13 protein-coding genes and 2 tRNA genes are annotated in these 26,783 nt (G+C 49.2%); 11 read left to right on the plus strand and 4 right to left on the minus strand.

Annotation, left to right across the window (positions count from 1 at the left end):
- Positions 1–80 precede the first annotated feature (80 nt).
- Positions 81–155, plus strand: a tRNA-Arg gene (locus K2G41_RS06520).
- 315 nt (positions 156–470) lie between these two features.
- A tRNA-Leu gene (locus K2G41_RS06525) sits at positions 471–554 on the plus strand.
- Between the two features lie 88 nt (positions 555–642).
- Here the strand turns inward: K2G41_RS06525 and K2G41_RS06530 are convergent.
- Positions 643–1,974 carry a radical SAM protein gene (locus K2G41_RS06530; RefSeq protein ID WP_300116600.1) on the minus strand — a complete coding sequence of 444 codons (1,332 nt, stop codon included), beginning with the start codon at positions 1,972–1,974 and terminating at the stop codon, positions 643–645.
- 1,805 nt (positions 1,975–3,779) lie between these two features.
- On the opposite strand from K2G41_RS06530, the gene K2G41_RS06535 reads away from it, so the two are divergent.
- The 9 genes from K2G41_RS06535 to K2G41_RS06575 all read left to right on the plus strand — a co-directional run bounded on the left by K2G41_RS06535 (position 3,780) and on the right by K2G41_RS06575 (position 24,576).
- The gene (locus tag K2G41_RS06535; protein ID WP_300116602.1) at positions 3,780–5,162 is read left to right on the plus strand and encodes a TrpB-like pyridoxal phosphate-dependent enzyme; all 1,383 of its coding nucleotides are present in this window, start codon (positions 3,780–3,782) and stop codon (positions 5,160–5,162) included.
- Positions 5,163–5,215: 53 nt separating this feature from the next.
- Positions 5,216–6,184, plus strand: a complete 969-nt coding sequence (gene fmt, locus K2G41_RS06540; protein WP_300116604.1) for a methionyl-tRNA formyltransferase — start codon at positions 5,216–5,218, stop codon at positions 6,182–6,184.
- Positions 6,185–6,308: 124 nt separating this feature from the next.
- Positions 6,309–6,476, plus strand: coding sequence for a rubredoxin (gene rd, locus K2G41_RS06545; protein ID WP_300116606.1), 168 nt, complete (start codon positions 6,309–6,311; stop codon positions 6,474–6,476).
- Positions 6,477–6,876: 400 nt separating this feature from the next.
- Positions 6,877–9,759 (plus strand): hypothetical protein, encoded by a 2,883-nt coding sequence (locus K2G41_RS06550; RefSeq protein WP_300116608.1) that lies wholly within the window; start codon positions 6,877–6,879, stop codon positions 9,757–9,759.
- Between the two features lie 505 nt (positions 9,760–10,264).
- Positions 10,265–14,314 (plus strand): InlB B-repeat-containing protein, encoded by a 4,050-nt coding sequence (locus tag K2G41_RS06555; protein WP_300116610.1) that lies wholly within the window; start codon positions 10,265–10,267, stop codon positions 14,312–14,314.
- Positions 14,315–14,442: 128 nt separating this feature from the next.
- Entirely contained in the window at positions 14,443–21,330 is a 6,888-nt protein-coding gene (locus K2G41_RS06560) for a C10 family peptidase (RefSeq protein ID WP_300116612.1), read from the plus strand.
- A 216-nt stretch (positions 21,331–21,546) separates the two neighbouring features.
- On the plus strand, positions 21,547–21,915 hold the full coding sequence (locus K2G41_RS06565) for a hypothetical protein (protein ID WP_300116613.1): 369 nt from the start codon (positions 21,547–21,549) through the stop codon (positions 21,913–21,915).
- Positions 21,902–22,447 (plus strand): sigma-70 family RNA polymerase sigma factor, encoded by a 546-nt coding sequence (locus K2G41_RS06570; RefSeq protein WP_300116614.1) that lies wholly within the window; start codon positions 21,902–21,904, stop codon positions 22,445–22,447. Before K2G41_RS06565 ends, K2G41_RS06570 begins: the two co-directional genes overlap by 14 nt.
- A 14-nt stretch (positions 22,448–22,461) precedes the next feature.
- Entirely contained in the window at positions 22,462–24,576 is a 2,115-nt protein-coding gene (locus tag K2G41_RS06575; protein ID WP_300116615.1) for a TonB-dependent receptor, read from the plus strand.
- Between the two features lie 8 nt (positions 24,577–24,584).
- On the opposite strand, the gene K2G41_RS06580 is transcribed toward K2G41_RS06575, so the two are convergent.
- From K2G41_RS06580 to K2G41_RS06590, 3 genes are all read right to left on the minus strand, one after another.
- Complete coding sequence (locus K2G41_RS06580; RefSeq protein ID WP_300116616.1) at positions 24,585–25,433, minus strand: GNAT family N-acetyltransferase; 849 nt, start codon at positions 25,431–25,433, stop codon at positions 24,585–24,587.
- Between the two features lie 95 nt (positions 25,434–25,528).
- Complete coding sequence (locus K2G41_RS06585) at positions 25,529–26,083, minus strand: sugar O-acetyltransferase (RefSeq protein WP_300116617.1); 555 nt, start codon at positions 26,081–26,083, stop codon at positions 25,529–25,531.
- Positions 26,084–26,110: 27 nt separating this feature from the next.
- Positions 26,111–26,620, minus strand: a complete 510-nt coding sequence (locus K2G41_RS06590) for a hypothetical protein (RefSeq protein WP_300116619.1) — start codon at positions 26,618–26,620, stop codon at positions 26,111–26,113.
- Between the last annotated feature and the right edge of the window lie 163 nt (positions 26,621–26,783).

The following is a 26,783-nucleotide window of genomic DNA, read 5'->3' on the forward strand; positions in this document are numbered from 1 at the left end:
AATTTACTTCTTTGCAAAAATACAAAAAAATCACTAATTTTGCATTCCAGTGAAGCGAAACTCAACGTTTCACCCGTCATGTTCCCGTAGTTCAATGGATAGAATATCGGATTCCGGTTCCGACGATTAGGGTTCGACTCCCTACGGGAATACCATCATCAGTAGATCAGAGGTGCATTCTGTGGGATGCACCTCTGATTTTTGGTTAGTAGCAATACGAAATTTTTTTGGGACGTTCTCCGTGAGGAATGAGCTTCAACGGATAGATTCGAGGTTGTAGTGTTCGGTTCTTGACCACAAGGAATCAGTTGCAACCAATGGATTTAGGATTATTGTTTTAGGTAGTTCCCCGTGAGGAATCAGCTTTAATAAATGGATTTATGGTTATTAGCCGTCCGCAATGTTTTGGATTTATTAAAAAAAGCATTACCTTTGCATCGCAAACGGTCAATACCCCATGCACCAAGGATGCTCGAATGGTGGAATGGTAGACACGAAGGACTTAAAATCCTTTGGTCATTGCGACCGTGCGGGTTCGAGTCCCGCTTCGAGCACCGTCATCCGTCCGTGAAGCCGTCCCCGACCGCCTCACGGACGGATTTTTATTCCTTTGTTTTGCGTTCTTGATCTTATGGGAATGTATTATCTAAACAATCTATGATTACTATCAATCATAAGTCGATAAAATCTATTTTTAATTTCTTCTGTACAATTTCGAGGAGCAATAGTATTCATATTTACGTTATTAACATCTGTGATATCAGTAAAGCCTTGAAAATAGTCAATTCGACATCCGCCACCACAGATGTATTTGATTTCACAATTTTTACAAGGTAGGAAATTATCAATAACAGATAATTTTTGTGCTATCCTAGACAGCTTGGTTATTTCATCAAAAGATGTTTCTCTCACATTGCAAACAGGCTTTAGAGAGCTTATCCTCGAACAAAAATACATGAACCCAGATGAATCAATAGAAAATACTCCATACATGCAGTTGTCCATTATTTCATTCTTATCAAATGCCCGGATGAAAGATTCCAATTCTGATTCCCAGCCATTAATAGCAGACTTGATTTTGCAAATGTATTCATAATATGATTTAGCTTCACTCGCCGAAAGATGCACATTTCTTCCGTCAATGATTTGTTCGGCTATTTTAATTTTAAATAAATTTGATGGATACCGGGAAATTAGATCATTGCAAAAATGGATAAATTGTTCGGACTCATCGTATTTAACACTAGAGTATGGAGGCGTTATTGCTAATTCAGTAGATATCCCAAAGCTAATGAAACTATTAATTGTATGCAGAGATTTTTGGAAATTATTCTTTCCTCTCACGATTGAATTAGAATCTTCCGAGTAGCCGTCAATTGATATTTGAACAGCATTAATATACTTTGAAGCTTCAAGGATTAATTTATCGGTCCACAGAACCCCATTGGTAAGTACTCGAATACGAAGATCTAAGGAATTAGCGTATTTAATAATTTCAATGAAATCATTTCTTGTCAATACTTCTCCTCCAGAAAATGTGACTGAAGCACCTCCACTATTTTTAAAACCTCTTAATATGTTAAATACCTCCGTTGTCGTTAATTCATCATGTGATTTTTCACCTGAGAGCATGTAGCAATGCGGACATCTCAAATTGCAACCATTTGTCAAATAGAAATGCAATTGTTTGGTATCATCTGAAATACAACTTTTAACATCGTGATTCTCTATTCCACGGGCAATAATTTGCGTAACAACACATTGTGCATCTGATATTATTCCATCAAACTGATCTAATGATGTTTGTAGGTTATTATCTCGCAATAATTCCAAGAATCCAACTTGTGCTTCATTGTCAAGTACAATCCATTTTGCGATATTAGGAAATATCGTTAATATTTTCCCAGAGTATCGAATGTATCTGATATCAGTTGGAATATTGAATTTTGTTTGTGGGGATATTGTTTTTTTCATAATATTTATTTGTGTGGCGATACAGTATTCGCCACACAAATCAAAAAGATTAAACTAAGTAAATTTTACCATTCATCATTACCATAGCCACCATGCTTGCAGCAGCGGCCATAGCATGCCTCACTAACGATTTGTTCTTCCTGCTTCTCACAGATCTCGTATTCTATTTCCATAAAATTGAAAAATGCCGCGGTCATCCCCTCGTTGGCGTTTGGTTATTGTACGAAAAAGCGCAGGAATCTGTATCTGTTACCGTCCTACCATTGGAGGCTTCTCGCATTGCCTAATCGTAGTTGGACGGCAACGCAGAAGCCCACGCCAGTATATGCAATAAGTGCATTCGGCTATATCTCTATCGAGATACCATACCGAAAGCAGGGTATTACATAACCACGGGCATCTACCGTTGCACAATCCTTGACTACGATTCGAAACTTTGCGAGAATTTCCAATGGTCAAGAATCAGCGCGGATAAACGCTTTCTATGTATTTATGTGGGACGCTCTCCATGCGTCCTTATACATCCCGCTCCGCTGAACCCCAGACCGGGCATTGGTTCGGTTAGCGAAACCTAACCCTACTGGCGTGGTCTGCGAGACGGTCTGCAAATGCAAAGGTATAAAAATAATTTTAGAGTTAGTAGGATGTTGGATGAATTTTTGAAATGGGATTGCTAATTTTTTGATCATTAATAATTCGCACTATAAATTTGCTTGAAAGTGGGTATCTTGGTCTGAGATATGCTCGTGGGGGGATGTGGATTGATTCTTTGTCCGACGTCTTCGACGCCGACGTTGGTTGGGATGCCATTTGACCCCACGCCTCCCTCGCACCGGCGGACAAAAAATTTTCCCTTCGGTCAATTTTTTTGTCTCGCCTTTGCTCGGTCGTGGTGGGGCTATGAGAGCATCACCGCTTCGCGGTTTAGCGATGAGTAGGCTGATGTGATGCCGATCTGTGATTTTAGATTGATAAAAAATACGGATATATTTGTAGGGACGCGGCGTGCCGCGTATGCCAGATGAAATACGGATAAAATACGAATAAAATGTGGATGAAATACGAATGAAATGCAGATGAAATACGAATAAAATACGAATAAAATACGAATAAAATACGAATAAAATATGAATAAAATGTGGATGAAATACGGAAAATTGTTGGGATATGGATTTTGAATGTTGGATGAATATTTATCGTTGTTTTTCAAGGGCGTATGTATTCAATTTGGCATACGCGGCACGCCGCGTCCCTACAAATATATCGGTTTTCAACCGGTATTTCGGTAACGGATAGATATATTGATATTTCAGTAACGGATAGATATATCGGTATTTCAGTAACGGATAAATATCGGTATTTCGGTAACGGATAAATATACCGGTATTTCGGTAACGGATGGATATACCGGTATTTCGGTAACGGATAGATATACCGGTGTTTCAGTAATGGATGGATATACCGGTATTTCGGTAACGGATAGATATACCGGTATTTCAGTAATGGATAGATATACCGGTATTTCGGTAATGGATAATATATGTGTGTAAATAATGGGGGTAATGTGTGTGATTGTTGGGATTATAAGGATAAAAGCGTAAATTTGCACATAAAATCAGTAATAAATTAATCCATCAATAAACCAACTTGTTAATCAATCCATAATTTCTTGTATTAATTCTTCAATTTCTTGTTAATTAATCCACGATTTGTTGTTTAATCTACAATCTGTTGAGAAATTAAGATTTGTCGGGAATTTTCAAGTTTTTGATAAGTTGGTTCGTTGATAAACTAATCCTTTGACAATGACAGACAAGAGAAAGAGATATTTCCTTGATGAAGAGGACATCCCCCGCCAGTGGTATAATATTCAGGCCGATATGCCTGTGAAACCTCTCCCTCCGCTCAATCCGCAGACCCATGAGCCGATGAAGGCTGAGGATCTTTATCCAATCTTCTCCCGCGAGTGTTGCGATCAGGAGCTGAACATGACTGACCGCTGGATCGATATTCCGGAGGAGGTCAGGGATATGTATAAGTATTACCGTTCGACTCCGCTCGTGCGTGCTTACGGTCTTGAAAAGGCTCTCGGAACGTCGGCTCACATTTATTTCAAGAATGAAAGCGTGTCGCCGATGGGTTCCCATAAGCTCAATTCGGCCATTCCGCAGGCATATTACTGCAAGAAGGAGGGCGTGAAGAATGTGACCACCGAGACCGGTGCAGGTCAGTGGGGCGCGTCGCTGTCATACGCAGCGTCGCTCTTCGGCCTTGACGCGGCTGTCTATCAGGTGAAGATCTCCTACGAGCAGAAGCCCTATCGCCGCAGCATCATGCAGACCTACGGTGCACAGGTGACACCTTCGCCCTCGATGTCAACCCGCGCGGGTAAGGACATACTGACTGTCAATCCCAACTATCAGGGATCGCTCGGCACGGCTATTTCCGAAGCCGTGGAGCTTGCGCGCACAACCCCGGACTGCAAATACACCCTCGGTTCGGTGCTCAGCCACGTGACGCTTCATCAGACCGTGATCGGCCTCGAAGCGGAGAAGCAGATGGCGATGGCCGGAGAGTATCCCGACATGGTGATCGCATGTTTCGGCGGCGGATCTAATTTCGGTGGTATCTCCTTCCCCTTCATGCGCCACAAGATAGCAGGTGAGGAGGGCAAGGCCCATACGCGTTTCATAGCGGCCGAACCGTCGTCATGCCCGAAGCTCACGAAAGGCAAGTTCTGTTACGACTTCGGTGATGAGGCCGGCTACACTCCGCTGCTCCCCATGTACTCGCTCGGCCATAAGTTCGCTCCGGCCAACATCCATGCCGGTGGTCTGCGCTACCACGGTGCGGGTACGATCGTCAGCCAGCTTCTGAAGGACGGCCTGATGGAGGCTGTGGATATCGAACAGCTCGAATCATTCGAAGCCGGATGTCTTTTCGCACGTGCCGAGGGTATCATCCCCGCTCCGGAATCGTGTCACGCCATCGCCGCGACCATACGCGAGGTGAAGAAACTCAAACCGGGTGAGGAGAAGGTGATACTTTTCAACCTCTCAGGCCACGGCCTCATCGACATGGCCTCATACGACAAGTATCTCGCCGGTGACCTCGTGAACTACAGCGTGAGCGACAAGGATATAGAGGCTAACTTCGCTGCGTCGGGCACGGTTGAGGCGAAGGAATAAGGGGGCGTTTGTGTTTTGTTTTAACGACCTCAAAACGAATCTGATTTTCATTTATGACGAAAGAAGAACTGAAAATAGTGTTTCTCGGCACTCCTGATTTCGCAGTCGAGAGCCTGAAGAGGATTGTGGATGGCGGCTACAATGTGGTCGGCGTGGTGACCATGCCTGACAAGCCTGCCGGTCGCGGCCACAAACTCTATCAATCGCCTGTCAAGGAGTTTGCCGTCGCGCACGGCCTGCACCTCATGCAGCCCGTCAAGCTGAAAGATCCGGAATTTGTGGATGAACTGCGTGCTCTCGATGCCGATCTTTTCGTGGTGATAGCTTTCCGCATGCTTCCGGAGGTGGTGTGGACCATGCCGAGGCTCGGCACGTTCAATCTCCACGCTTCGCTCCTCCCGCGCTACCGCGGTGCCGCTCCCATCAACTGGGCGGTGATCAACGGCGACAGGGAGACGGGAGTGACGACGTTTTTCCTCAAACACGAGATCGACACCGGCGACATCATCGCTCAGGAGCGTGTCGAGATCCTGCCCACAGATAATGTCGGCGACGTGCATGACCGCCTTATGATGCTCGGCGCGGATCTTACCATAAAGACTATTGATGATATCATAGCCGGTACGCTCACTACTATCCCGCAGGATCAGCTGACCGGAGGGGAAGAGCCCACGCCTGCTCCGAAGATCTTCAAGGAAACCTGTAAGATCGACTGGAACGTTCCGGCCGTGAAGATCCATAATCTTGTCAGGGGTCTCTCGCCCTATCCCGCTGCATGGTCAACGCTCATGGACGATGATGCGGAACTTGGTGCGGTGAAGATTTTCGAGACCCGGATCGACGAGGCATCCGCCGGCTCTCTGACTCCCGGCGAGATCAGCTATGAGGACGGGAAGCTCTATGTCGGATCAGGTGACGGAAAGAGGGTGGAGATCCTGAGTCTGCAAGCACCGGGCAAACGCCGTATGCCGACCGCCGATTTCCTTCGCGGAAGCCGTCTTGGGAGTCCCCGCTTCGTTTGATTCGGAGTTCGGTCCGACGGTAGGCTGTGAAAGATCTTTTTTGAAGGTAGATGTAAACAATGGGAGAGTGATGCGTGTTAAACAAGTATAAAACAATATTATTAACGACTTAATCACTTGAACTATGGACAAAAAATACGTTTGCACACCTTGTGGATGGATCTATGATCCCGCAGTAGGCGATCCCGACGGCGGTATCGCTCCCGGAACACCGTTTGAAGATATTCCTGATGACTGGGTATGCCCGGTATGCGGAGTCGGCAAGGATCTTTTCGAACCCGTAGAAGACTAAAAGCATATAGAATACAGAATCTGGCGCAATTCAACACCGTCAAAATAATCGGTGTTGAATTGCGCCAGATTCGTGTTTCCATATACGGGGGTATGGTATAGGGGCGTAATATTTCGAAGCTGAATTTATAGGATAAATATGAATATTATAGTGATATGATTTAGGGAATTTTATGTCAAAAGGTTATTTTGAGTCAAATTTACCATATTTTTCCTCAATTTTACTGTTCGGTCTGAATATAAATATATTCCTTTGTGAAGAATAGATCTAAACTTATTATAGAAATTTAAAATATTTGCAGAATAAATGACAAAATTAATTTTTTGGTTTATTTTGGATCGAATTATAAAATACTATCTTTGCAAAAAGTAACAATTATTCATATTCTTACCTTAAACAGATGAAAAACTTAATTAAAACAGTTGTCGGTTTTGTATTGAGTGCAGCCACGGTGTCACCCGCTGCCGGACAGACCGGTCTCGTCGGTTTTGCAAACTACAGTGATATGGGTTGTCAGGGCACCACCGGCGGAATGAAGGGCGAGACGGTGCATGTGAACACTCGCTCCGAATTTGAGAAATATGCTAAAGCCTCTCAGCCCTACGTCATCATTCTTGATGCTGACCTTGTAGGGTCGAATCAGACAAACGATGTTGTGTCGGTGAGCAGTAACAAGACCATTATCGGTGGCGGCAAAGGTGCAACGCTCACCAATCTCGGCATAGACGTAAAGAATCAGCAGAATATTATCATCCGTAATCTCCGCATCGTAAAGGCCATGCCGGATGCAATCGCCGTCCGAAACACTCACCATGTATGGATTGACCATTGCGATCTGTCGAGTATCAACGAGGACAGTGATGTTTATGACGGTCTGCTGGATTTCACGGTCGGATCGACCTATCTGACCGTGTCATGGTGTAAGTTTCATGATCACGACAAGACATCGCTCTGCAGTTCGGGCACACGCAATATCAATGATTACGGACGTCAGCGTGTCACCTACCATCACAATGCCTTTATCAACTGTGCTCAGCGTAATCCTCGCATTGGCTACGGTCTGGGCAATATTTTCAATGACTACAACGAGGGTAACTCCATCTACGGAGTCGGCATATTCGCTCGTGTAAGGCTCAATGTTGAAAATTGCTACTTCAAGGATGTCAAGAAGGCTTTTTGTCAGATGTATTCCGAGGGCTATGGCGAGGATGACACTTACTGGGGTTTTCTCTGGAGTTCAGGTAACGAATTTGCCGGTAACACGGGTAGTACCTCAGGCAACGTGAGCACAGCATTCGATCTCAGTAGCTATTTCACATACGATTTTGCTATGGATAAGGCGACAGATGTGCCCGGTCTTGTGTCCAAGATGGGATGTGTCGAAGGTATCGAGAATGACATCATTCCTTTCCCCGGCGACGGTGCGGTCAATGTCATCGGCTCTACCGAACTCACGTGCGGTAACATAACGAATGCAATTTCCTACAGAATACAGATCGGAAAATCGGCAGATAGCCTCAGTGATTATAACCCTGCATCATTCACATTAGAGCCTCTGACCACCTATTTTTGGAACGTTACGGTTGTCGGAGGTGAGAATGACGGTAAGACTTCTCCCGTATTCCGATTCACGACTGCCGACTCAAAGGCTCGTTTCCCTATGCCTGAAAACGGTAATATGCATGCTGAACTTCACGAAATTGTCGGCGCGACATCTCCGTGCGAACCGCTTACCCTGACTTGGCGTGCTGGGCTGAACGACGAGAGCTATATAGTCAGCATATCGAAAAACAGCGATATGACGGATGCCACTACAGCAACCACGACCAATACATCATGGCGTCCGGGCAATCTGCGTCACGGCGAGCAATATTATTGGCGCGTAGATACTAAGACCAAGGACGGCTCGACAGTGACTGGTGATGTATGGACATTCGGTTCGGACATCAGCAAAGCCATTATCGGACGTAATGAGGCGGAGGATGCTGTCAGGGGAGGTCTGTGCTTCCCTGAAAAAGGAAACGACCCGTCATGGATAAATGCATCAAACGGTTATTGCACCGTCGGTGACGAGGGCCCCGGTTATCTGAGCTATGTCTGGACCGGTAAAGACGGACGCTATGACATTACGACGGCTTATTTCGATGAATCTGTCGGACAGGGTATTTATGCCCTCTTTGTGAACGATGAGCAGAAAGATAAGTGGACTGCCACTGTCAACTCCAACAAGATGGTGGAGCACCTTTCCGAGGATATCACACTTGCGACCGGTGACGAAATCCGAATCGAGTTCTATGCCCGGGACAACATGCGCTGCCGCACGGACTATATCGAAATCAAGGAGCGCATTCTCAAGGAAAGCTATCTGTTGAAAGCCATAGCCAGCCCGGCGGAGGGTGGTACGGTAAGCCCCGTGGAAATCACGGCCCTACTCGATGAGGAGGTGACTTTCTCTGCCACCCCGGCTGAGGGTTATATGTTCAAGAACTGGACTCTTGTTTCGACTAATGAAATCCTCTCGACGAACCCTGACTATACCTTCAAGGCTATAGCAGACCGTGAAATCTGTGCAAACTTTGAACTCAAACCCCAAGAGCTATCATATCATGTCCCCCGTATCACTCATGAGGAGTATGGATTTGAACTCGTGGATGCCTCACAGTTTGCCGAGGAGCGTGCGAACGCCGAAACCGGTAAAAACGAATGGAAAATCAAGAATGAATATTCTTCATGGGTCATCCATACAGGTTCGAGTATGAATGTCAGTGATCGTACAGGTGTCATCGAGCTTGATCCGGTGACCGGTCAGACCGTTCCGCGCTACACCTACGGAACTAACAAGATTATCCGTGTAGGCACATCACGCTCCCTTACTCTACGTCTTGCTTCTACCCAAAAGATCAAAATATATTTCAATGGCGCGGCATCCACACCGGGACACCTTGTCGTTGAGGTTAAGTCAACCGACGGTGATGTCAGCAGGCATGAATCAAATATCGAGGTAGGTAAAAAGACTACCGTGCAATCAGATGCACTGGAAATCGCCCTCGATGCAGAGAAGAAATATGAGGTGATAATCAAAGGTACTCAGGACATGGCGGTATGGGCGTTGAACCTGTGGCCCGGAGCTAACTCAGGCATAAACTCTATCGTTGAGGACACTGATGATTCACAACCTAAAATGATTTATTCGATCGACGGCCGTTATCTCGGCTCTGATCCCTCTATTCTTTCTCCCGGCATCTATATTATTGACCGCAAGAAAGTCCTGATAAGGAATTGAGGGATTACATCGGCAGTTTATCACGTGGTAATGATATTTGAATCAGATATATCTGAATTTGTAAAAATAACTATTGCATTTCCGGAGGCTTTATCATGTATAGCCTCCGGTTTTTATTTCTGAATTTTGTTGGGGGGATTGTGATGATAATTCAAAAAAATCATTAACTTTGCAAATGATATATAAGAACAGTACCGAATAATTGCAGCAAACCGAACAATTTCAGCGAACATGGCATATTCTTGTAAGTCAAAGTGAGCGACTTATAATCACGATGTTAGTTCGCAAAAGATGATGTTTTATTTCCGATTTATTGCACGCAGTCGTCTGTCCTCCGGCTGAATGCATGAAAACTACTTTCCTCCGATTGAATTGAACAGGCTGTTGGCCTTAGATGAATCGCAAAGAGTTATTTATAATTTATAGTTTTTTTATTAACCTTGAATTACTTATGTTTAAGAGGAAATTAAAAGGCAAGACGCTTGGAGCACTGTGCGTGATAGTCATGTCAGTGTTTTTGTCGGCGTTTGCAGGATTGCGTTCAGAATCGTGGACGTTGAATCCTTCGGATTATCGTTACGACATGAGTCTTTATTTCAGTCTCGCTTCGAAGGAGTACGAGAATCTCGATTCGTATGAGATCGGAGCATTCGTCGGAGATGAATGCCGGGGATTGGCCGAAAAATTAGAGTTGCCTGACAATGGCAGTTGTCTCTACATGCGCATAAGGAGCAATAGTCCTGAGGGCGAGGAAATCGAGTTCCTGATGCGCGACAAAAAGACAGGTGAAACTGCAGTGCTGAAAAAAGACAAGGACTCACAGTTTCTCTTCAAGTCCGATCAGAAAGTCGGACTCCCGTCTGATCCCTATGTGATGACCCGCTATTTCAACGTTACTGTCGAGGCCGGTGAAAACGGTACGGTAGAATTTGAGAATGGCCTTTATGTCGAGGGTAGTGAGATCACTCTAAATGCCGTCCCGGCTGAAGGATACCATTTCGACAGTTGGAGCGACGGCGACAAGGGTGCAGAGCGTAAGATCACTGTCAATGGTGACATCGAGCTTAAAGCCACTTTCGCTGTAAATGTATATACAGTGGTGTTCAAGATCGGTGATGCTGTCATCTCTACTATCGAGGTGCCTTATGGTTCGGCGATCGATGCTCCCAGCGTGTCGGATATGGAGGGTCATACCTTCAGCGGCTGGATCGGTCTGCCTGAGACGATGCCTGCACAGAATCTTGAGATTACCGGTAGCTATACCGTCAATCTATATAAGGTAGTGTTCAAGATCGGTGAAGAGATTGTTTCAGCCGGTGAGCTTCCCTTTGGTGCTACTATCGAAGTTCCGGCCGTTCCGGAGCTGGCTGGCCACACATTCAACGGTTGGAGCGAAGTTCCCGCCACTATGCCCGCCAAGGATGTAGAAATCACCGGTAGCTATACCGTCAATACCTATAAAGTAGTATTCAAGATCGGCGATGAGGTAATTTCTTCTGCCGAGGTTGCCTATGGAGCTACCATCGAGGCTCCCACTGCTCCTGAGAAGGAAGGCTATGTGTTCAGTGGCTGGACCAATCTCCCCGCCACCATGCCTGCCAATGACGTAGAGATCACCGGCTACTACACCACCGGTACTTACGAGGCCGTGTTCAAGATCGGTGATGAGGTGATCGCTACCATACGTGCAAGCTTCGGCAGTGAACTCGACATTCCCGCCGCACCTGAGAAGGAGGGTCACACCTTTGCCGGCTGGGCTGACGTTCCCGCTACTATGCCCGCTAAAAACATCGAGATCACCGGCTCATATACAGTTAATGTATATAAGGCCGTGTTCAAGATCGGCGAGGAAGTCCTGACTATCCTTGAAGTGCCCTACGGCGAGGCTGTCACCGCACCTGCCGTTCCCGACAAGGAAGGTCACACCTTCGACGGATGGTTCACCATCCCGGAGACCATGCCCGGAAATGATATTGAGATTCTGGGTTCATACGTTCCCAACGTATATAAGGCCGTGTTCAAGATCGGTGAAGAGGTAATCTCGACACTCGATGTTGTCTATGGAAGCCCCATTGAAGCACCTGTAGTTCCTGAGAAGGAGGGTCACACATTCAGTGGCTGGACCAATCTCCCCGCTACTATGCCCGCAGGTGACATCGAGGTCACCGGTAGCTATACCGCAGGTAATTATGAAATAGTGTTCAAGATCGGTGATGAGGTGATCGCTACTATCCGTGCTGACTATGGTGCAGCCATCGAAGCACCTGCCGCCCCTGAAAAGGAGGGTTATACCTTTGCCGGCTGGGCTGACGTTCCCGCCACTATGCCCGCCAAGGATATCGAGGTCACCGGTTCTTATACGGTCAATACTTACAAGGCCGTGTTCAAGATCGGCGATGATGTATTCTCGACCATCGACGTAGCTTACGGTGCGGCAATCGAAGCTCCCGCAGCTCCCGACAAGGAGGGTCATACTTTCAGCGGTTGGTTCATGCTTCCCGAAACCATGCCCGCTCAGGATATCGAGATCTCAGGTAACTACACCGCCAATACATATAAGGTGGTGTTCAAGATCGGCGATGAAGTCATCTCGACCATTGAAGTATCCTACGGTTCGACCATCGAGACCCCTGTTGTTCCCGGAGTGGAAGGTTACACTTTTGCCGGCTGGGCTGATCTGCCTGAAACGATGCCCGCCAAGGATCTTGAACTCACCGGTTCATATACCGTGAATACTTACAATGTAGTGTTCAAGATCGGCGACGAGGTATTCTCGACCATCGAGGTGGCCTACGGTGAGAAGATCGAAGCACCCGCCGTGCCCGATCAGGAGGGACACACATTCAGCGGCTGGATCCTCCTCCCCGAAACCATGCCTGCCTACGACCTTGAAATCTCAGGTAGCTATAACGTCAATATCTACAAGATTGTCTTTGTGATCGGTGATGAGACCGTTTCGACTGCCGAGCTTCCCTACGGTGCTACTATCGAGCTTCCCACTGCTCCCGAAATCGTAGGTTACACCTTCACCGGTTGGGCTGATGCTCCCGAAACCATGCCTGCATCCGACCTGACGATCAAGGGATCATACAGCGTCAATGTTTATAAGGCCGTGTTCAAAATCGGTGATGAGACCATCTCGTCCATCGATGTGGCTTACGGTGCACCCGTTGAGGCTCCCACAGTTCCTGAGAAGGAAGGCCATACATTCAGCGGCTGGACCAACCTCCCCGAAACAATGCCTGCCAATGACGTAGAAATCACCGGTAGCTACACCGCCGGTACTTACGAGGCTGTCTTCAAGATCGGTGATGAGGTGATCGCCACTATCCGCGCTGATTTCGGTACTGTCATCGACATTCCCAACGCACCTGAGAAGGAAGGTTACACCTTCAGCGGCTGGGGTGACGTTCCCGCTACCATGCCTGCCAAGAACATCGAGATCACCGGCAGCTATATCGTCAATGTCTATAAGGCTGTGTTCAAGATCGGCGACGAAATCCTCTCGATCGTCGAAGTGCCTTTCGGCGAACCCATTGTCGCTCCCTCAGTTCCCGACAAGGAAGGTTACACTTTCGACGGATGGTTCTACCTCCCGGAGACCATGCCCGGACATGACATTGAAGTTGTCGCATCCTACGTCGTAAATATCTACAAGGCCATCTTCAAGATCGGTGATGAAGTGATTTCGACTATTGATGTAGCCTACGGAGAGGCGATCGAAGCACCCGTAGTTCCTGAGAAGGAAGGCCACACATTCAGCGGCTGGACCAATCTTCCTGAAACCATGCCCGCCGGCGACGTTGAAATTACCGGTAGCTACACCGCAGGTGCTTACGAGGCTGTCTTCAAGATCGGCGATGATGTGATCGCCACCGTCCGCGCTGACTACGGTACTGCCATTGAAATTCCCGCCGCACCTGAGAAGGAGGGCTATACCTTCAACGGCTGGGCCGATGTCCCGGAGACAATGCCTGCAAAGGATATCGAGATCACCGGTTCATACACGGTCAATGTCTATAAGGCAGTCTTCAAGATCGACGATGAAATTATCTCAACGATCGAAGTTCCCTACGGCGAATCTGTCAAAGCTCCCGCCGCACCTAAGAAGGATGGCTATGAATTCGGCGGATGGTTCAACCTTCCGGAGACAATGCCGGCTTACGACCTAGAGATCAACGGATACTATGTCGCTAACCGTTACCGCCTGACCTTCTACATCGACAATGAGGTCTATATGACAACCGAACTTGAATTCGGCGCACCGATCGAGGTTCCCAACCCCGTAGCTCCCGAAAACATGAAGTTTGACGGCTGGACAGAGGAAATCCCCGCGACCATGCCCGATCACGATGTCGAGATCCACGGCACATACTCGTATCTCCCGTCCGCTATCGACGAGATCGCTGCTGACGAGGACGGTCTTGTGACCATCTATAATCTCAACGGAGTGCTCCTCTACAAGGATGCGAAGCCCGAAGAGGTGAGCCTCGCTCCCGGACTCTACATCGTCAACGGTAAGAAGATTTTGGTGAAGCAGGAAATCCGTTTCTGATTCTAAAAAACAGAAGCATTCGTGCATTTTCATCGCGCTGACAGGCACACGGAAGGTGCACGAATGCCTCTCCTTACCATGATTCATAGAAAGTGAAATTAATAAACCAATAAATTAATCAAAAACCTATGCTTAAATCAATTCAGCAGACGCTGATTCTTGCATTATGCTCGACTCCTGCAATTGCGGGGGCTGCGACGCTCAATGTAGAAGAAGCCAAGAATGTAGCCGCTGAATTTTTTCAGTCTGGCGAAATTCATCGTCTGGCCGACAAGGATGCATTCACCCTTGTCCACACAGCCAAAGATGAATCCTCGAATCCGGTTTGCTATGTATTCAACGCAAAGGACGGAAAAGGTTTCGTGATCGTATCGGCCGATGAGAACGCCATGCCTGTGATCGGTTACTCCGACACATCGACATGGACTCTGATCCCCGATGCTGCGAGCCAAGTGCTTTCCACTCCTGTGCTCGGCATTAACGGCGAAAAGTTCAGAGCTCCCGTCTCTCGTGCCGGTGAGGTTGAAAGCAGGCTTCTCGAAACTCCGTCATGGAGTCAGGAAGCACCGTTCAACAACAATATTCCCAACCGCCGTCTGACAGGTTGCGTCGGCGTGGCACTTGCGGAAATCCTGAAATATCACACCTTCCCTGCAGCACGTCCTGCATCGCTCGTCAAGAACGGTGAGGCAACGACCTACTCATGGTCAAGCATGCGTTCCGACAACTACCGCAGCGGTTACACCGCTGAAGAAGGTGACGTCGTGGCCACTCTCGTGGCTGATGCCGCCATCGCTATCGGTACGGATTTCGGCATGTCCAGCTCAAGCGCGTTTGAGGTGAAAGTGCCTTACGCTCTCACATCAATGTTCGGCTATGACTCCGGCGTCTCCTACAAGAAGCGTTCGGAAATGACCAAGGATGCTTGGGAGGAGGTGATCGTCAACGAAATCAACGAAGGCCGTCCCGTGCTCTACAGCGGTCAGGACGTATCGTCGGGTCACGCGTTCGTGTGTGACGGTTACGAGATGAGAGGTGGAACTCCTTACTTCCACATCAACTGGGGCTGGGGAGGTTCGGCCAACGGCTACTATGCCTCTGACGCGCTCAACCCCGTGGTAAGCAAGGCACACAGCTACAATGACCTCACCACTATCGTCTATAACATCAAGCCCGCCACCAACGCCATCGAGTGGTCACCGGTCCACGTAACCAGCGATGAGTGTCAGGTTGGTATGACGCTCGACGTTACCGACATCGCTTCAGCTTCATCATTCACCGCGAGAGTGGGTGCGCTGAAGAATATCTCCAACAGCGATTTTTCAGGCAAGCTCTCTATAGCTCTTTTCGATGCAAACGGAAAGCAGAAGTGTCTCCTGAACGACGGACGTAACTTCAACATCGTGTCGATGCAGATCGTGAAATATGTCGATTTCACAGGTAAGCTTCCCGCAGGCACAGCCGTTGCCGACGGCGATGTGGTCCGCCTCGTGACCAAGGCATCTGATTCAGATGCTTGGCTTCCCGTGGCAGGTGACCTGCTCGCACCCGGAGAGTTCGCAGCCAAGGGCGGAGAGATCCCCTACGTCAACGTGATCGTTCCCGCTTCGACCGAGGATGCAGAGGTTACGGTTGCCGACACCCGCGTCATCAAAGGCCGTGACTATACGTTTAAGGTAGTTCCCAAGTCGGCTGACAAGGTTGTTTCCGTCAAGGCTAACGGCTTCCTCCTCACTCCCGATGCCTCCAACGGCTATAAACTGACCAACGTACTTGAGGACCAGACCGTCGATCTCATCGTGCAGAATGCTGCCGACGTGCTTTCAAAGAGCACCCTTTGGGTCAGTGCAGGCAATCTCCAGAATCTCCTCACCGAGCAGGAGGCTGCCACAGTGGTCGATCTCACACTCTTCGGTACGATGAACGCGAATGACTTCAACTTCATCCGTGACCGCATGAAGCTCAACCGCCTCGACATATCGCAGGTGAGCATCGTGGCTGCCGGTTCAAATCCCGCCAACGCCATCCCGACCAAGGCGTTCACAGGCTACCGTTCGCTCAAACAGATCATCCTTCCCAAGAACCTCACTACTTTCAAGAACGCCTGTCTCGCACAGACCGGTCTCACCTCGATCGAGATCCCTGCATCGGTAGGTACTTATGAGTACAACATCTTCGTAGGTTGCTCGTCGCTCAGAGAAGTGATCGTCCGCCGTTCTTCGCCCGCATGGGTCAACTGGTGTGTGTTCAGCGGTGTTCCTCAGGACAAGCTCGTTGTTCCCGTCGGTGCTACTGCCGCCTATAAGGCCAAGGAGTACTGGCAGGACTTCAAGGAAGTAATCGAGGAGAACGCTACCGCTCCCGATCATTACAATGTAAGCATTCAGGAAAAGAAGGGTCTCAAGATCACTCCCATCACTGAAGGAACAGAATTCACCCCCGGTGCTGATTACAGCTTCAGCGTCGAGAGCGATGCTACCTTAGGCGACGCAAACATGGAGGTCTATGCCAACGCGCAGCGTCTCTATGCTGATGCCAACGGTGCATATACAGCAAAAGTCAATGCTCCCACCCTCATCCACGTCGAGCTCAAGCAGCCCACGGCTACCACGGTTGACAATACTTGGAAGCTCACCGGCGATGCAGGTGGTATCGGCCTTGTAACCGAGGTTGTCAATGTCCCCGTCGGCAAGTCGTTCACCGTAAGAGCCAATGCCATCAAGGTTCCCCAAGGAAATGATGCAGCCAAGTTCTACGGCATTGTGCTCACTGACAAGAACGGAGGCATCAAGGAGTTCATCTCCACCATCATAAGCAATTACTACAGCAACAACGCCGCTAACCTTACCTACAATTTCAATTGTCAGGTGAAGGAGTCGCAGGTGAAGGAGGGCAATCAGCTCCGTCTCGCCACTTCCTACAACAAGAAGGACTGGCAGCTCGTCCAAGCTGAGGCTGATTCCATCACTGACCGTCTTGAGGCCATCGGTAACCCCGTTATTTACCATAACATCACCATGCCTTCGAGCGTTACCGGCGCAAAAATCGAGGGTAGCGCAACTCAGATTGTCCGCGGTATGCCTTTCACCATCAAGGCTTCCGCCATCAATCCCGCACAGCGCGTGACAGTGGCTGTCAACGGTGAGAATAAGGCTACCAAGGTTCCCAACGCCAACGTATCCATTCCTGCCGTGCTCGAAGATCTTGACATCACCATCATGGTGACCGACGCCGATGCCGGTGACTACATGGTGTTCAACATTCAGGAAGGTCAGCTTGCTTCCAAGCTCGCCGATTGCCCCGAACGTGTCAAGCTCATCGGAACAATGCACGTGAGCGAGTTTGATGCACTCCGTGCGAATGCCGGTACAATCATTGACCTCGATATGGCCGACGTGACCATCAAGGGTGCTGCAATGACCGGCAATACCATTCCTGAGAATGCATTCACGCCCACAAGCTCAAGCACTCTGTCGGCTCTGAAGAGCGTTATTCTTCCCAACAGCATCGAACGCATCAACAAGAATGCTTTCGCACGCTGCACACAGATCACTGAACTCACCATCCCCGCTAACGTAAGCTACATTGGTGACGGTGCTTTCTCAACCTGCGTGGCTCTGAAGAAGATCATCGCCAAGCCCAAAGTCGCTCCGACTTGCGGCAACGTATCTCCCTTCCCCTCCGGAGCAGGTAACATCTCTCTGGAAGTTCCCAAGGGTTCTGAAGAGAGCTATAGCGTAGGTTCGACATGGTGGTCGCTCCTCTCGCTCTACAAAGCTCCCGCAGAGGCCAAGGACTACTACTGGATCAAGATTGACGAGTCACGTGCGAAATCTCTTGACTGCAGCGGTAACGCACTCAACAGTATTGGTGTCGGCGCAGCAGATATGGAGATTGTGTTTGAGCTTCCCAACGTTCAGCGTTCGTCTTATAAGGAGGAATATAAAACCCACTTGCGTCCGGGTGTACCCTTCAAGATCTATGATAACGGTATTGATGTATTCGCCAACCTCGGCGCATACCAGTATAATGTAGGAAGCCAGTACTACTATCCCTATCAGCACTGGAGTATGACAGCAGGTAAGTTGGGCATTCGCTATAACCATTCCGCTACGAGCGGTCCTACAATGCTCCAGAATCATGAGATCAATATCTATTTCTACTATGCTCTCAACTTTGAGAACAAGGCTGGCGGCGAGGGTGTCACTGCCGAAATCGTTGAGATGCCGGAAGGCTGCGAATGGAGAAATGTGCCTATGACATATTTCGAACTTGCGAATAGAAACACAATTCCGGTTCTCTACCGTGAGGGCAGCGAGATCAAGTTCCAGCTTGGCAATACTAACGACAACACCGACTATGTGGTCAACCTCATGACCAAGGTCATGACCAAGACCGGTTCTAAGCCTGAGTATGAGGAGAAAGAAATGACTCTTGAGGGCAACAACGGTATCTACACCATTCCTGCCCTCCAAGGCGATACTTGGATCAGAATTTCAGGTATTCACCACTACGAGGAGGGTGATCTGATTCCTGCCGAAGCCCTCAACAATATGGATAAGGAGGACGTAGGAACATTCTCAGAACTTACCCTCACAGGTAACATGACAGAGGAGTCATTCGAAGCTATCCGTGATAAGTTCGATTCACTTGAAAGCCTCGACCTTTCAGGTATCGAGAACAGCACCATCCCTGCCAACGCATTCGAAGGCATGGATCAGCTCAAGGATGTGATCGTGTCTGAAAATGTTGTCGTCATCGGCGAAGGCTGCTTCAAGGATTGCGGTAACATCGAATCACTCACACTTCCCGGCGTGACCGAAATCGGTGAAGGTGCATTCGAAGGTTGCGACAATCTTACCAGCATCCTCCTCCCGTCCGTAGGCAAGGCTGTTTCAAGAGCTGCCGGCGACGGCGTGACCGCTGCTTCGTTCAAGGGTCTCAACCCCAACTGTATCATCTATGTCGGCGAGAACGAGATCCCCGATGCAGAGTCGATCAACCTTATCCTCAATGAAAACGGACACCGCGTGGCCGCATCGGACATCGTGCTCGACGGCAACCATCCGTTCAATGCTCCCGCAAGCTTCAGCCTCGGCAAGCATCGCATTTCATTCACAGTCGATATCCCCGGCAGTGACTTCAATGACGTGAACGGCGGCTGGAAGGGCATCATGCTTCCCTTCGAACCGACCGGTATGGAATATGGTGTCGAGTTCGACAAGCGCGAAGGCAGTGGCATTAACCTGATCTCGTTTGACGACGAGAATGCCGAGACCATGACCAAGCAGGCTTCGCTCCTCGCCAACCGTCCCTACATGGCCAACGTATGCGCTCCGTTCGCTACCGTTCCCGTGACATTCTTCGCCGAAGGCAAGTCAGAGGGTGACGAACTGGTTTATGACGTAGTGTTTACTCCCGTGCCTGAAGAGACCGTGGCAACCGGTAAGGACTTCTCGCTCTACGGAACATTTGACGGCGAGGCCCGCTCGACTGTCGTGCGCTACACGCTCAACGAGGATGGAAGCACATTCGTCCGTCCCGCCGAGGGTGACACCATCGCTGCTCTGCTCCCGTTTGCCGCATATCTCTGCGCCAACGAGAATAGCGCGAAGAATGAACTTGCGATCGGTGAACATCCGCTCTGGATCCACAATCCTGAGGCTGCAAGCGTCAACGGTACCCGTCTCTACCGCTCGGATAAGATTGAGCTCGTATCCGCAACCGGACGCGCTTCGATCTACTTCACTACCGACGGTAGCGATCCCGCAGTGGCCGACGGTACAAGAAAGCTCTATGAAGCTCCCTTCGCTATGGAAGGCGAGAGCATGACAGTGAAAGCTATCGCCGAGTACAAGGGCAATGTTTCTGAAAGCATCGAGCTTGACTATGAGCTCAAGAAAGTGAACCTGAACTATGATCTCGCCCAGAACTGGAACTGGATCTCACACAACGCCGAGAACGCAGTCGCAGTGGCTGATTTCGCCGGTGACAAGGGTATCAGCAATATTGTTTCGCAGACTCAGGAAGTGATCCGCGATCCGAAGCTTGGTCTCGTGGGTAACCTCAAGGAACTCCTCCCGACCGTGGCTTACAAGGTTTGCGTAGCCGATGCCGGCTGGACCGGTTCGGTTTCAGGTGTTGCTTTCGACCCCATCGCTACCGTGAAACTCCAGCGTGGCTGGAACTGGATCGGCTGTCCTATCGAGGACGGCAGTCTGCTCGTGGCCGATCTTCTCTCTGACCTCAAGGCTGAGGAGGGTGATATGCTTGTCGGTCTCGACGGCTTCGCTCAGGCTGACGCCGAGGGCACATGGAAGGGTGAGCTTTCGAGCCTCGAACCCGGTGTCGGTTACATGTACTTCAGCAACTCTGACAAGGAGTTTGTCTATACGCTCACTCCCGCTTCGGAGGAAGAAGCTCCCGCAAGGGCTGAAGCTCCCTCGAAGGCCCGTGGTGTCTGGATGGCCGACAACCATAAGTATGCATCCGTTATGCCTGTCACCGCTTGTCTCGTAAGAGGAGACGGTAGCAAGGTCGATGGAGAAGAGTATGCAGTGGCTGCCTTCTGTGGCAATGAGTGCCGCGGTGTCGGTGTATGGGTTGACGGAGTCGTGATGATCAATGTTCACGGTAACGCCGGTGATCACATCAGCTTCCGCTTCATCACCCCGATGGATGAGGAAATGCTCTCCGCTACTGCAATGCGCTTCGAGGAAATGCCTGTAAGCTCGTTCAGCAATCCTTACGAAATCACTATCGAGGGTAGCTCGGCTATCGGTTCGATCTACGATGACTCTTACGACGTGATCTGCGAAAACGGCAGCATCTCTGTCAAGGGTGATCTCTCGGCAGTGAAGTCGGTTGAGGTTTATGACGTGGCCGGTGTGAGAATCGCCATGGCAAGCAAGGTTGACAACGGTCAGTTGACTGTCGGTAACCTCGAACCCGGTGTGGTGATCATTGTTGTCCGCACTGAGGACAGCAGCAGCTACCGCAAGGTACTCGTGAAGTAAATCAGCTTCTCTCGATAAGAATCTGAAATAGTAATGTCCGGAAGTATCGGTTTCAACGATGCTTCCGGATTTTTTTGTTTTCACGAAAAAAGTGACTTTTCCCGAAATTTTTTTCAACCGGTGTAAAATATTATAATGATTCGCGTGTCTTAACTGATAGAGCAGCTCTGATTAATGAACTTAAAGAAACGATAACAGAACAAGAATTACAGAATTATGAGAAAGACCATCAAGATATTATTCCTGCTGATGATCCTTGCCGGTGCATCTGCACTTGCGGGTCTCGGTATCGCTGCGCTTTGGAACAACATTGTCACCCCGGTGTGCGGGTTCGCGGCTATAAGTTTCTGGCAGGGGGTAGGGTTGTTCCTTCTCGGTCAGCTTCTGAGCAGCGGTTTCATAATCGTGCTTTTCATGACATTCGGGAGTCTTCATGCGATAATCCATTCACGTGCGCATTGGCACCGTCACTGGCATAGCATGACCGACGAGCAGCGGCGCGAATTCATCGAGCGTCGGCGCAGGGATATGAGACATTTCGGATTCCGCAATCATAATCACACTCCGGCGGATGACGCGGAATGACAACATAGGGGATGTATTCGCCGAGTATTCTCCGAGACTGTTGGGCTACATACAGTCGCAGGTCAGCAATAGGGAGGATGCGGAGGATATACTTCAGGATGTCTTTTATCAACTTGCCCGTTCGTCAGCCGAAGAGGGATCGGAGATAGAGCGCGTCTCGGCATGGCTCTATCGCGTGTCCCGCAATATGGTGCTCAATTTCTGGCGGAAGAAGAGGGAGGTGACGTTTGACATGGAAGATCCGGTGTGTGATGACATTGCCCGGACTCTGTTCTGCGCTCCACAGGATGCGCCTGACACCGTGTTTATGCGCCGCTTGGTGTGGCAGGAGCTTGACGATGCATTGGCCGATCTGCCTCCTGAACAGAGCGAGGTGTTCTGCATGACGGTGTTTGACGGCATACCGGTAAAGGACATATCCACCGCTACTGGGATACCTGTCGCCACACTTCTCTCACGAAAACACTATGCTGTGAAGTATCTGCGCGGAAGATTCCATGATCTTTACGATGCCTTGATCACACAGTCCTAAAATCAAAATTCATTATGCTTAAAATTTTTACTATGTGGGCATGTCTATGCGCCACAGCCCCCGTCGTGTGTGCTCACGAATGGATATCTGCTGATTCAATCGCTTGTGACTCAATAGCCGACTACTCCATATCTCCGATGCTTCTTGATGAGGTTACCGTAAAGGCCGCTTCCGTGATAAACAAGACGGACAGGAAGGTCATGTATCCTGACGGCGAAATGCTGCGGACATCGGCTGACGGAATGGATCTGCTTCGCAAATTGCAGCTGTCGCGTATCACTGTAAATCCGCTGACCAATAGTGTCGAGGTCAGGGGTGGGGGCGAGGTAATGCTCTGCATCAACGGCGTCGAGGCGACTTCCGCACAGATAGCTGCCATAAGGCCGGAGGATATAAGGAGAATAGAGTATCACGACAGTCCCGGTATGAGATACGATGGAGCTGCAGTGGTAATTGATTACATTACCTCGCGTCATGATTCCGGAGGAAATCTGATGGTTGATGCTTTCGGAGCTTTTGCCAAGGGTCGTTGGGCTTCGATCGACAATATGGCCGGCCAGTACAATCAGGGACGTTCGGTATGGACAGCCAACATCAGTTATTTCGGCCAACGAAAAGATAAGTGGCTGCGGGATTATGACGAGACGTGGCACTATCCGGAGGCCGCCGTCAGCCGCCATGAGGACGGATTGCCGGTAAGCGTTGGACAGCACGGGCTTGAAAGTGCCGTCAACTATAATTATCTCCATCCATCGGGCAATGTGTTCAATCTACGAGTGGGCTTTGATCTGAATTACGAGCCTGAGAAAGAGGAGGGCGATCGCCGGGCGATGCTGCATATTTCGGATGCGGAAGAGCCGGTTCTGGTGACCGAACATACGCAAGAGCGTTCGGTCAGGCCGAATGTAGGGCTGTTTTATCAGCACAGGCTGTCGGAGAATCGTAGTCTGATTCTTGACGGGCAGACCTCCTACATGAGTTCCCGAATGCTTCATGAGTATGCCGAGAACGGAATCGGTGAGAGCAGCCGGGTGGAGGGCGATAAATATACGGTGAAGTTTATCGGAATGTATGAGGTGCGTAACGGAAGCCGCGTGTGGAGTGCCGGTGTTTCCAATAACATTTCCTTCATTGACAACACTTACAGACAGGAGGAAACGGTGAATGTGCGCGTGAACCAGTCGGAGACGGCTATTATGGGTGAATATACCGATCGCTTCGGCAACTGGGGTGTGAGGGGAAATGTAAAGGCCGCATATCGTCATCTCGGACAGGACGACAAAAAGATCGACAAAGTATTTGTGGTGCCGTCAATGGACATCTCTTACCGATTCCGGGAGGGATGGTTTGTGCGGTATTCGGCATCGCTAGACTACAAAATGCCGTCGGCAGCGGAAATCAGTGACGTAGAACAGCCGATACAGGCGGGGATGGTACGGCACGGCAATCCTGACCTGAAGCCGTTCAGGGTGACGGAGCAGGCGTTTGACATTTCGTTCGAGAGCCGTTTCATCGGGATTAATCCAAGGATTGAATACCGCAATGAGAATAAACCGATAATGGAGTCCGTGATATTCAAGGACGGGGGATTCGTCCGCACATATTTCAATCAGCGTTCGTTTGAGCGTCTGACGGTCGGAGGTGCTGTCTCATTACGTCCGTGGAAGGATCATCTGTCAATAATGGCCGAGCCGGTGCTGATGAGGTATTTCAGTCATGGCAGGGATTACCGTCATTGTCACAACATATTTCGTGTGGGGCTGAGCGTGGATTTCAGTTACGGAAAGTGGCTTGCCTACGGCAATATAATGTCAGGACCGGCCAACTACATGTATGGCGAGGAGATCATTGAGGAAAAGGATATGAATCAGATCATGACCGGTTATAAACGCGACAGGTGGTCGGTGCATCTGGGGGTGTTCAATGCCTTTATGAAGAATTACTGGATGGAGACGCGCAATCTCTCGGCTCTTGCACCCTATACGTCAAAGGCGCATAGCGGACGCAGCAGTTCATACATAGCCGTGAAGTTCAATCTGTCGCTTGATTTCGGACGCAAGGGCCGGGATGTGACGGTGAGGGATGACGAGCCGGACAACGATTCGGGAATCCTTACGGGGACGAAGTAACAGTCAAGTCAGAGCGGCAATATCATCTCGAACTGACTGGCTGCCGGGGTGATGTTCATGCTCCGGAGAAAGGACGGGAGAGTGGAGTTGTCCGCGCTTACGTTGAGGACCTTGATGAAGTCAGTGGAGAAGCGGGGGATTGCTTCATGGAGAAGGCGTGAGGCAATCCCTTTACGGCGATGTTCCGGGCTGACGGCAATTTGTGTCAGGTCACCGGTCGAGGGATCGAAGACGCAGTAGCCCGCCAATTCTCCGTCAAGGAAAGCTCCGAGGCAGGTGAGCGATGATTCACCGCGCACGATGGATTCAATGCTGTTCTGCCACGAAGGATCAAAGTCACGGAATGAGGCGGCCTCTTTTATGGAAGATACGTCTATCGGTCCGATGCGGCAGTCGGCATTGACGTTGATGGTGGTATGGATGCTGTCAATGGTCTGCCGGAAGCAGTCAAGTTCGCGCGTAACTTCAAACTTCATCCGACGATAGACGGCGATGGCTTTCTGATTGGTCTGCAACACTTCCAAGAGGTATTGCCGTATGCCGGTATCCTTTAAAAACGGCAGGGAATGGGTGAAGATTTCACCTGCGAGTCCCTGTCCGCGATATTCGGGTGCAGTCCCAGTACCGGTGTCGTAGGCTGTGGGGATACCGTTGAATTGACCGATCCCGTTGAGCGTGAATGCCGCAATCTCGCCATTGTCGAAAGCCGCGAACGAAAGGCGTGGGTCATAACCGCGTCTTATGAGCATGGAGCGGACTTCATCTTTGTCAAAATGGATTTCGTAGTCGGAAAAGGCTCTTTCAAATCCACGGAAGAGCGTGTCGAAATCTGTATGTTCTAAACTGCGGATTTTCATTATAGGCTAAGCGGAATATTGAATTTTCGGGATTGCATTATCGGCAATTCCATCATCGAAAAAATGGCTGAAAGGGGAAGTCAATCGCTCAAATCTCACTGTCGGGATGGTTTGATTGGTCTTGCCGGATTACCCGCCACGACGGAATCATCAGGCACATCTTTGGTGACCACACTTCCGGCACCTATCACGCAGCGGTCGCCGATGGTGACTCCGGGGCAGATGATTGCTCCTCCGCCAATCCAGCAGTCAGCTCCGATGGTGACCGGATAGGCATATTCCTTGCTTTCCCTCCGTGCGATATAATCCATCGGATGATGTGGGGTGTAGATTTTCACATCCGGACCGATAAGCGTATGATCGCCTATGGTGATGAATGCACCGTCGAGAAAAGTGCAGTTGGCGTTGATGAACACATGCTCACCAAGCCTGATGCCATGACCGTGGTCACAGTAAAATGGCGGACATACGATCGAAGTATCCGGAATTCCGGGAATGAGGTCTTTGAGCAATTCACGGTAGCCATCGTCGTATGAGCTCATGGACCGAAGTTTTGCAATAAGTTTTTTCGCATGGATAAAGCTTTCTTGCAATTCAGGCACGCTCATGTCGGCAAGCTCTCCACGACGCATCTTTTCCAGTTCATTCATGGAATATAGAATAATGGAAGTATTATGTTAACGTCCTAATATTTCAAATACTTGGGAAGTAAAATGACGGAACTCAGGGCTATAATGGATGTCGCAGGTTGTGCAGTGTGTTATATTTCCATCCTGTGTCCCCATGTCGTAGCGTATAGTTTCTCCTTGACCGTCTTTATAGAGAGATACTGTGAAAATGGGATAACCCGTGCGTCCTTCGGCATCCTCCTGCGACAGGATTATCTCACGGTTCTTCTCCACAAACAGAGAGTCGGCAAGTCCAATTAATTCTTCTGTTGTCGAAGAGGAAAGCGTACTGTCAGGTTTATTTTCAAAACGTGCTACAGCATCGGCATTGTCTTTCAGGATGATACTGCGTGTTCCGCCAACCTTGGTTGACACTTCAACTTTGATGGAATCAACACCATCTCCAAACTTTATCGCCCCTTTATCGGCGACACGGTCTGACGCTTGATTGGAAACACTGCATGAGGTGAACAGCAACCCCAATGTGGAAGAAAGTACTAATTGTGATGTCAGTTTCATGATTTTTTCTATAGTTTATTACGTTCTTGACTTACAAGATTGCCTACCGTTTATTATTTTCAAAATGTCACGGATGGATGGCAGGCTAATCGGCGCATCGCCCGGTAGAACCAAGAGTTCCGGATGCAAAGTTACGAAAAAAGCGGTTACACCAAAATCAACG

It is taken from the genome of Duncaniella sp. (assembly GCF_029056165.1).
Taxonomy (GTDB): Bacteria; Bacteroidota; Bacteroidia; order Bacteroidales; family Muribaculaceae; genus Duncaniella.

Coding starts and splice junctions, on each gene's coding strand:
- K2G41_RS06555 (WP_300116610.1), top strand. CDS start 10,265: ATGTCAGTGTTTTTGTCGGCGTTTGCAGGATTGCGTTCAGAATCGTGG.
- K2G41_RS06550 (WP_300116608.1), top strand. CDS start 6,877: ATGAAAAACTTAATTAAAACAGTTGTCGGTTTTGTATTGAGTGCAGCC.
- rd (WP_300116606.1), top strand. CDS start 6,309: ATGGACAAAAAATACGTTTGCACACCTTGTGGATGGATCTATGATCCC.
- K2G41_RS06570 (WP_300116614.1), top strand. CDS start 21,902: ATGACGCGGAATGACAACATAGGGGATGTATTCGCCGAGTATTCTCCG.
- K2G41_RS06585 (WP_300116617.1), bottom strand. CDS start 26,083: ATGAATGAACTGGAAAAGATGCGTCGTGGAGAGCTTGCCGACATGAGC.
- fmt (WP_300116604.1), top strand. CDS start 5,216: ATGACGAAAGAAGAACTGAAAATAGTGTTTCTCGGCACTCCTGATTTC.
- K2G41_RS06530 (WP_300116600.1), bottom strand. CDS start 1,974: ATGAAAAAAACAATATCCCCACAAACAAAATTCAATATTCCAACTGAT.
- K2G41_RS06560 (WP_300116612.1), top strand. CDS start 14,443: ATGCTTAAATCAATTCAGCAGACGCTGATTCTTGCATTATGCTCGACT.
- K2G41_RS06580 (WP_300116616.1), bottom strand. CDS start 25,433: ATGAAAATCCGCAGTTTAGAACATACAGATTTCGACACGCTCTTCCGT.
- K2G41_RS06590 (WP_300116619.1), bottom strand. CDS start 26,620: ATGAAACTGACATCACAATTAGTACTTTCTTCCACATTGGGGTTGCTG.
- K2G41_RS06565 (WP_300116613.1), top strand. CDS start 21,547: ATGAGAAAGACCATCAAGATATTATTCCTGCTGATGATCCTTGCCGGT.
- K2G41_RS06575 (WP_300116615.1), top strand. CDS start 22,462: ATGCTTAAAATTTTTACTATGTGGGCATGTCTATGCGCCACAGCCCCC.
- K2G41_RS06535 (WP_300116602.1), top strand. CDS start 3,780: ATGACAGACAAGAGAAAGAGATATTTCCTTGATGAAGAGGACATCCCC.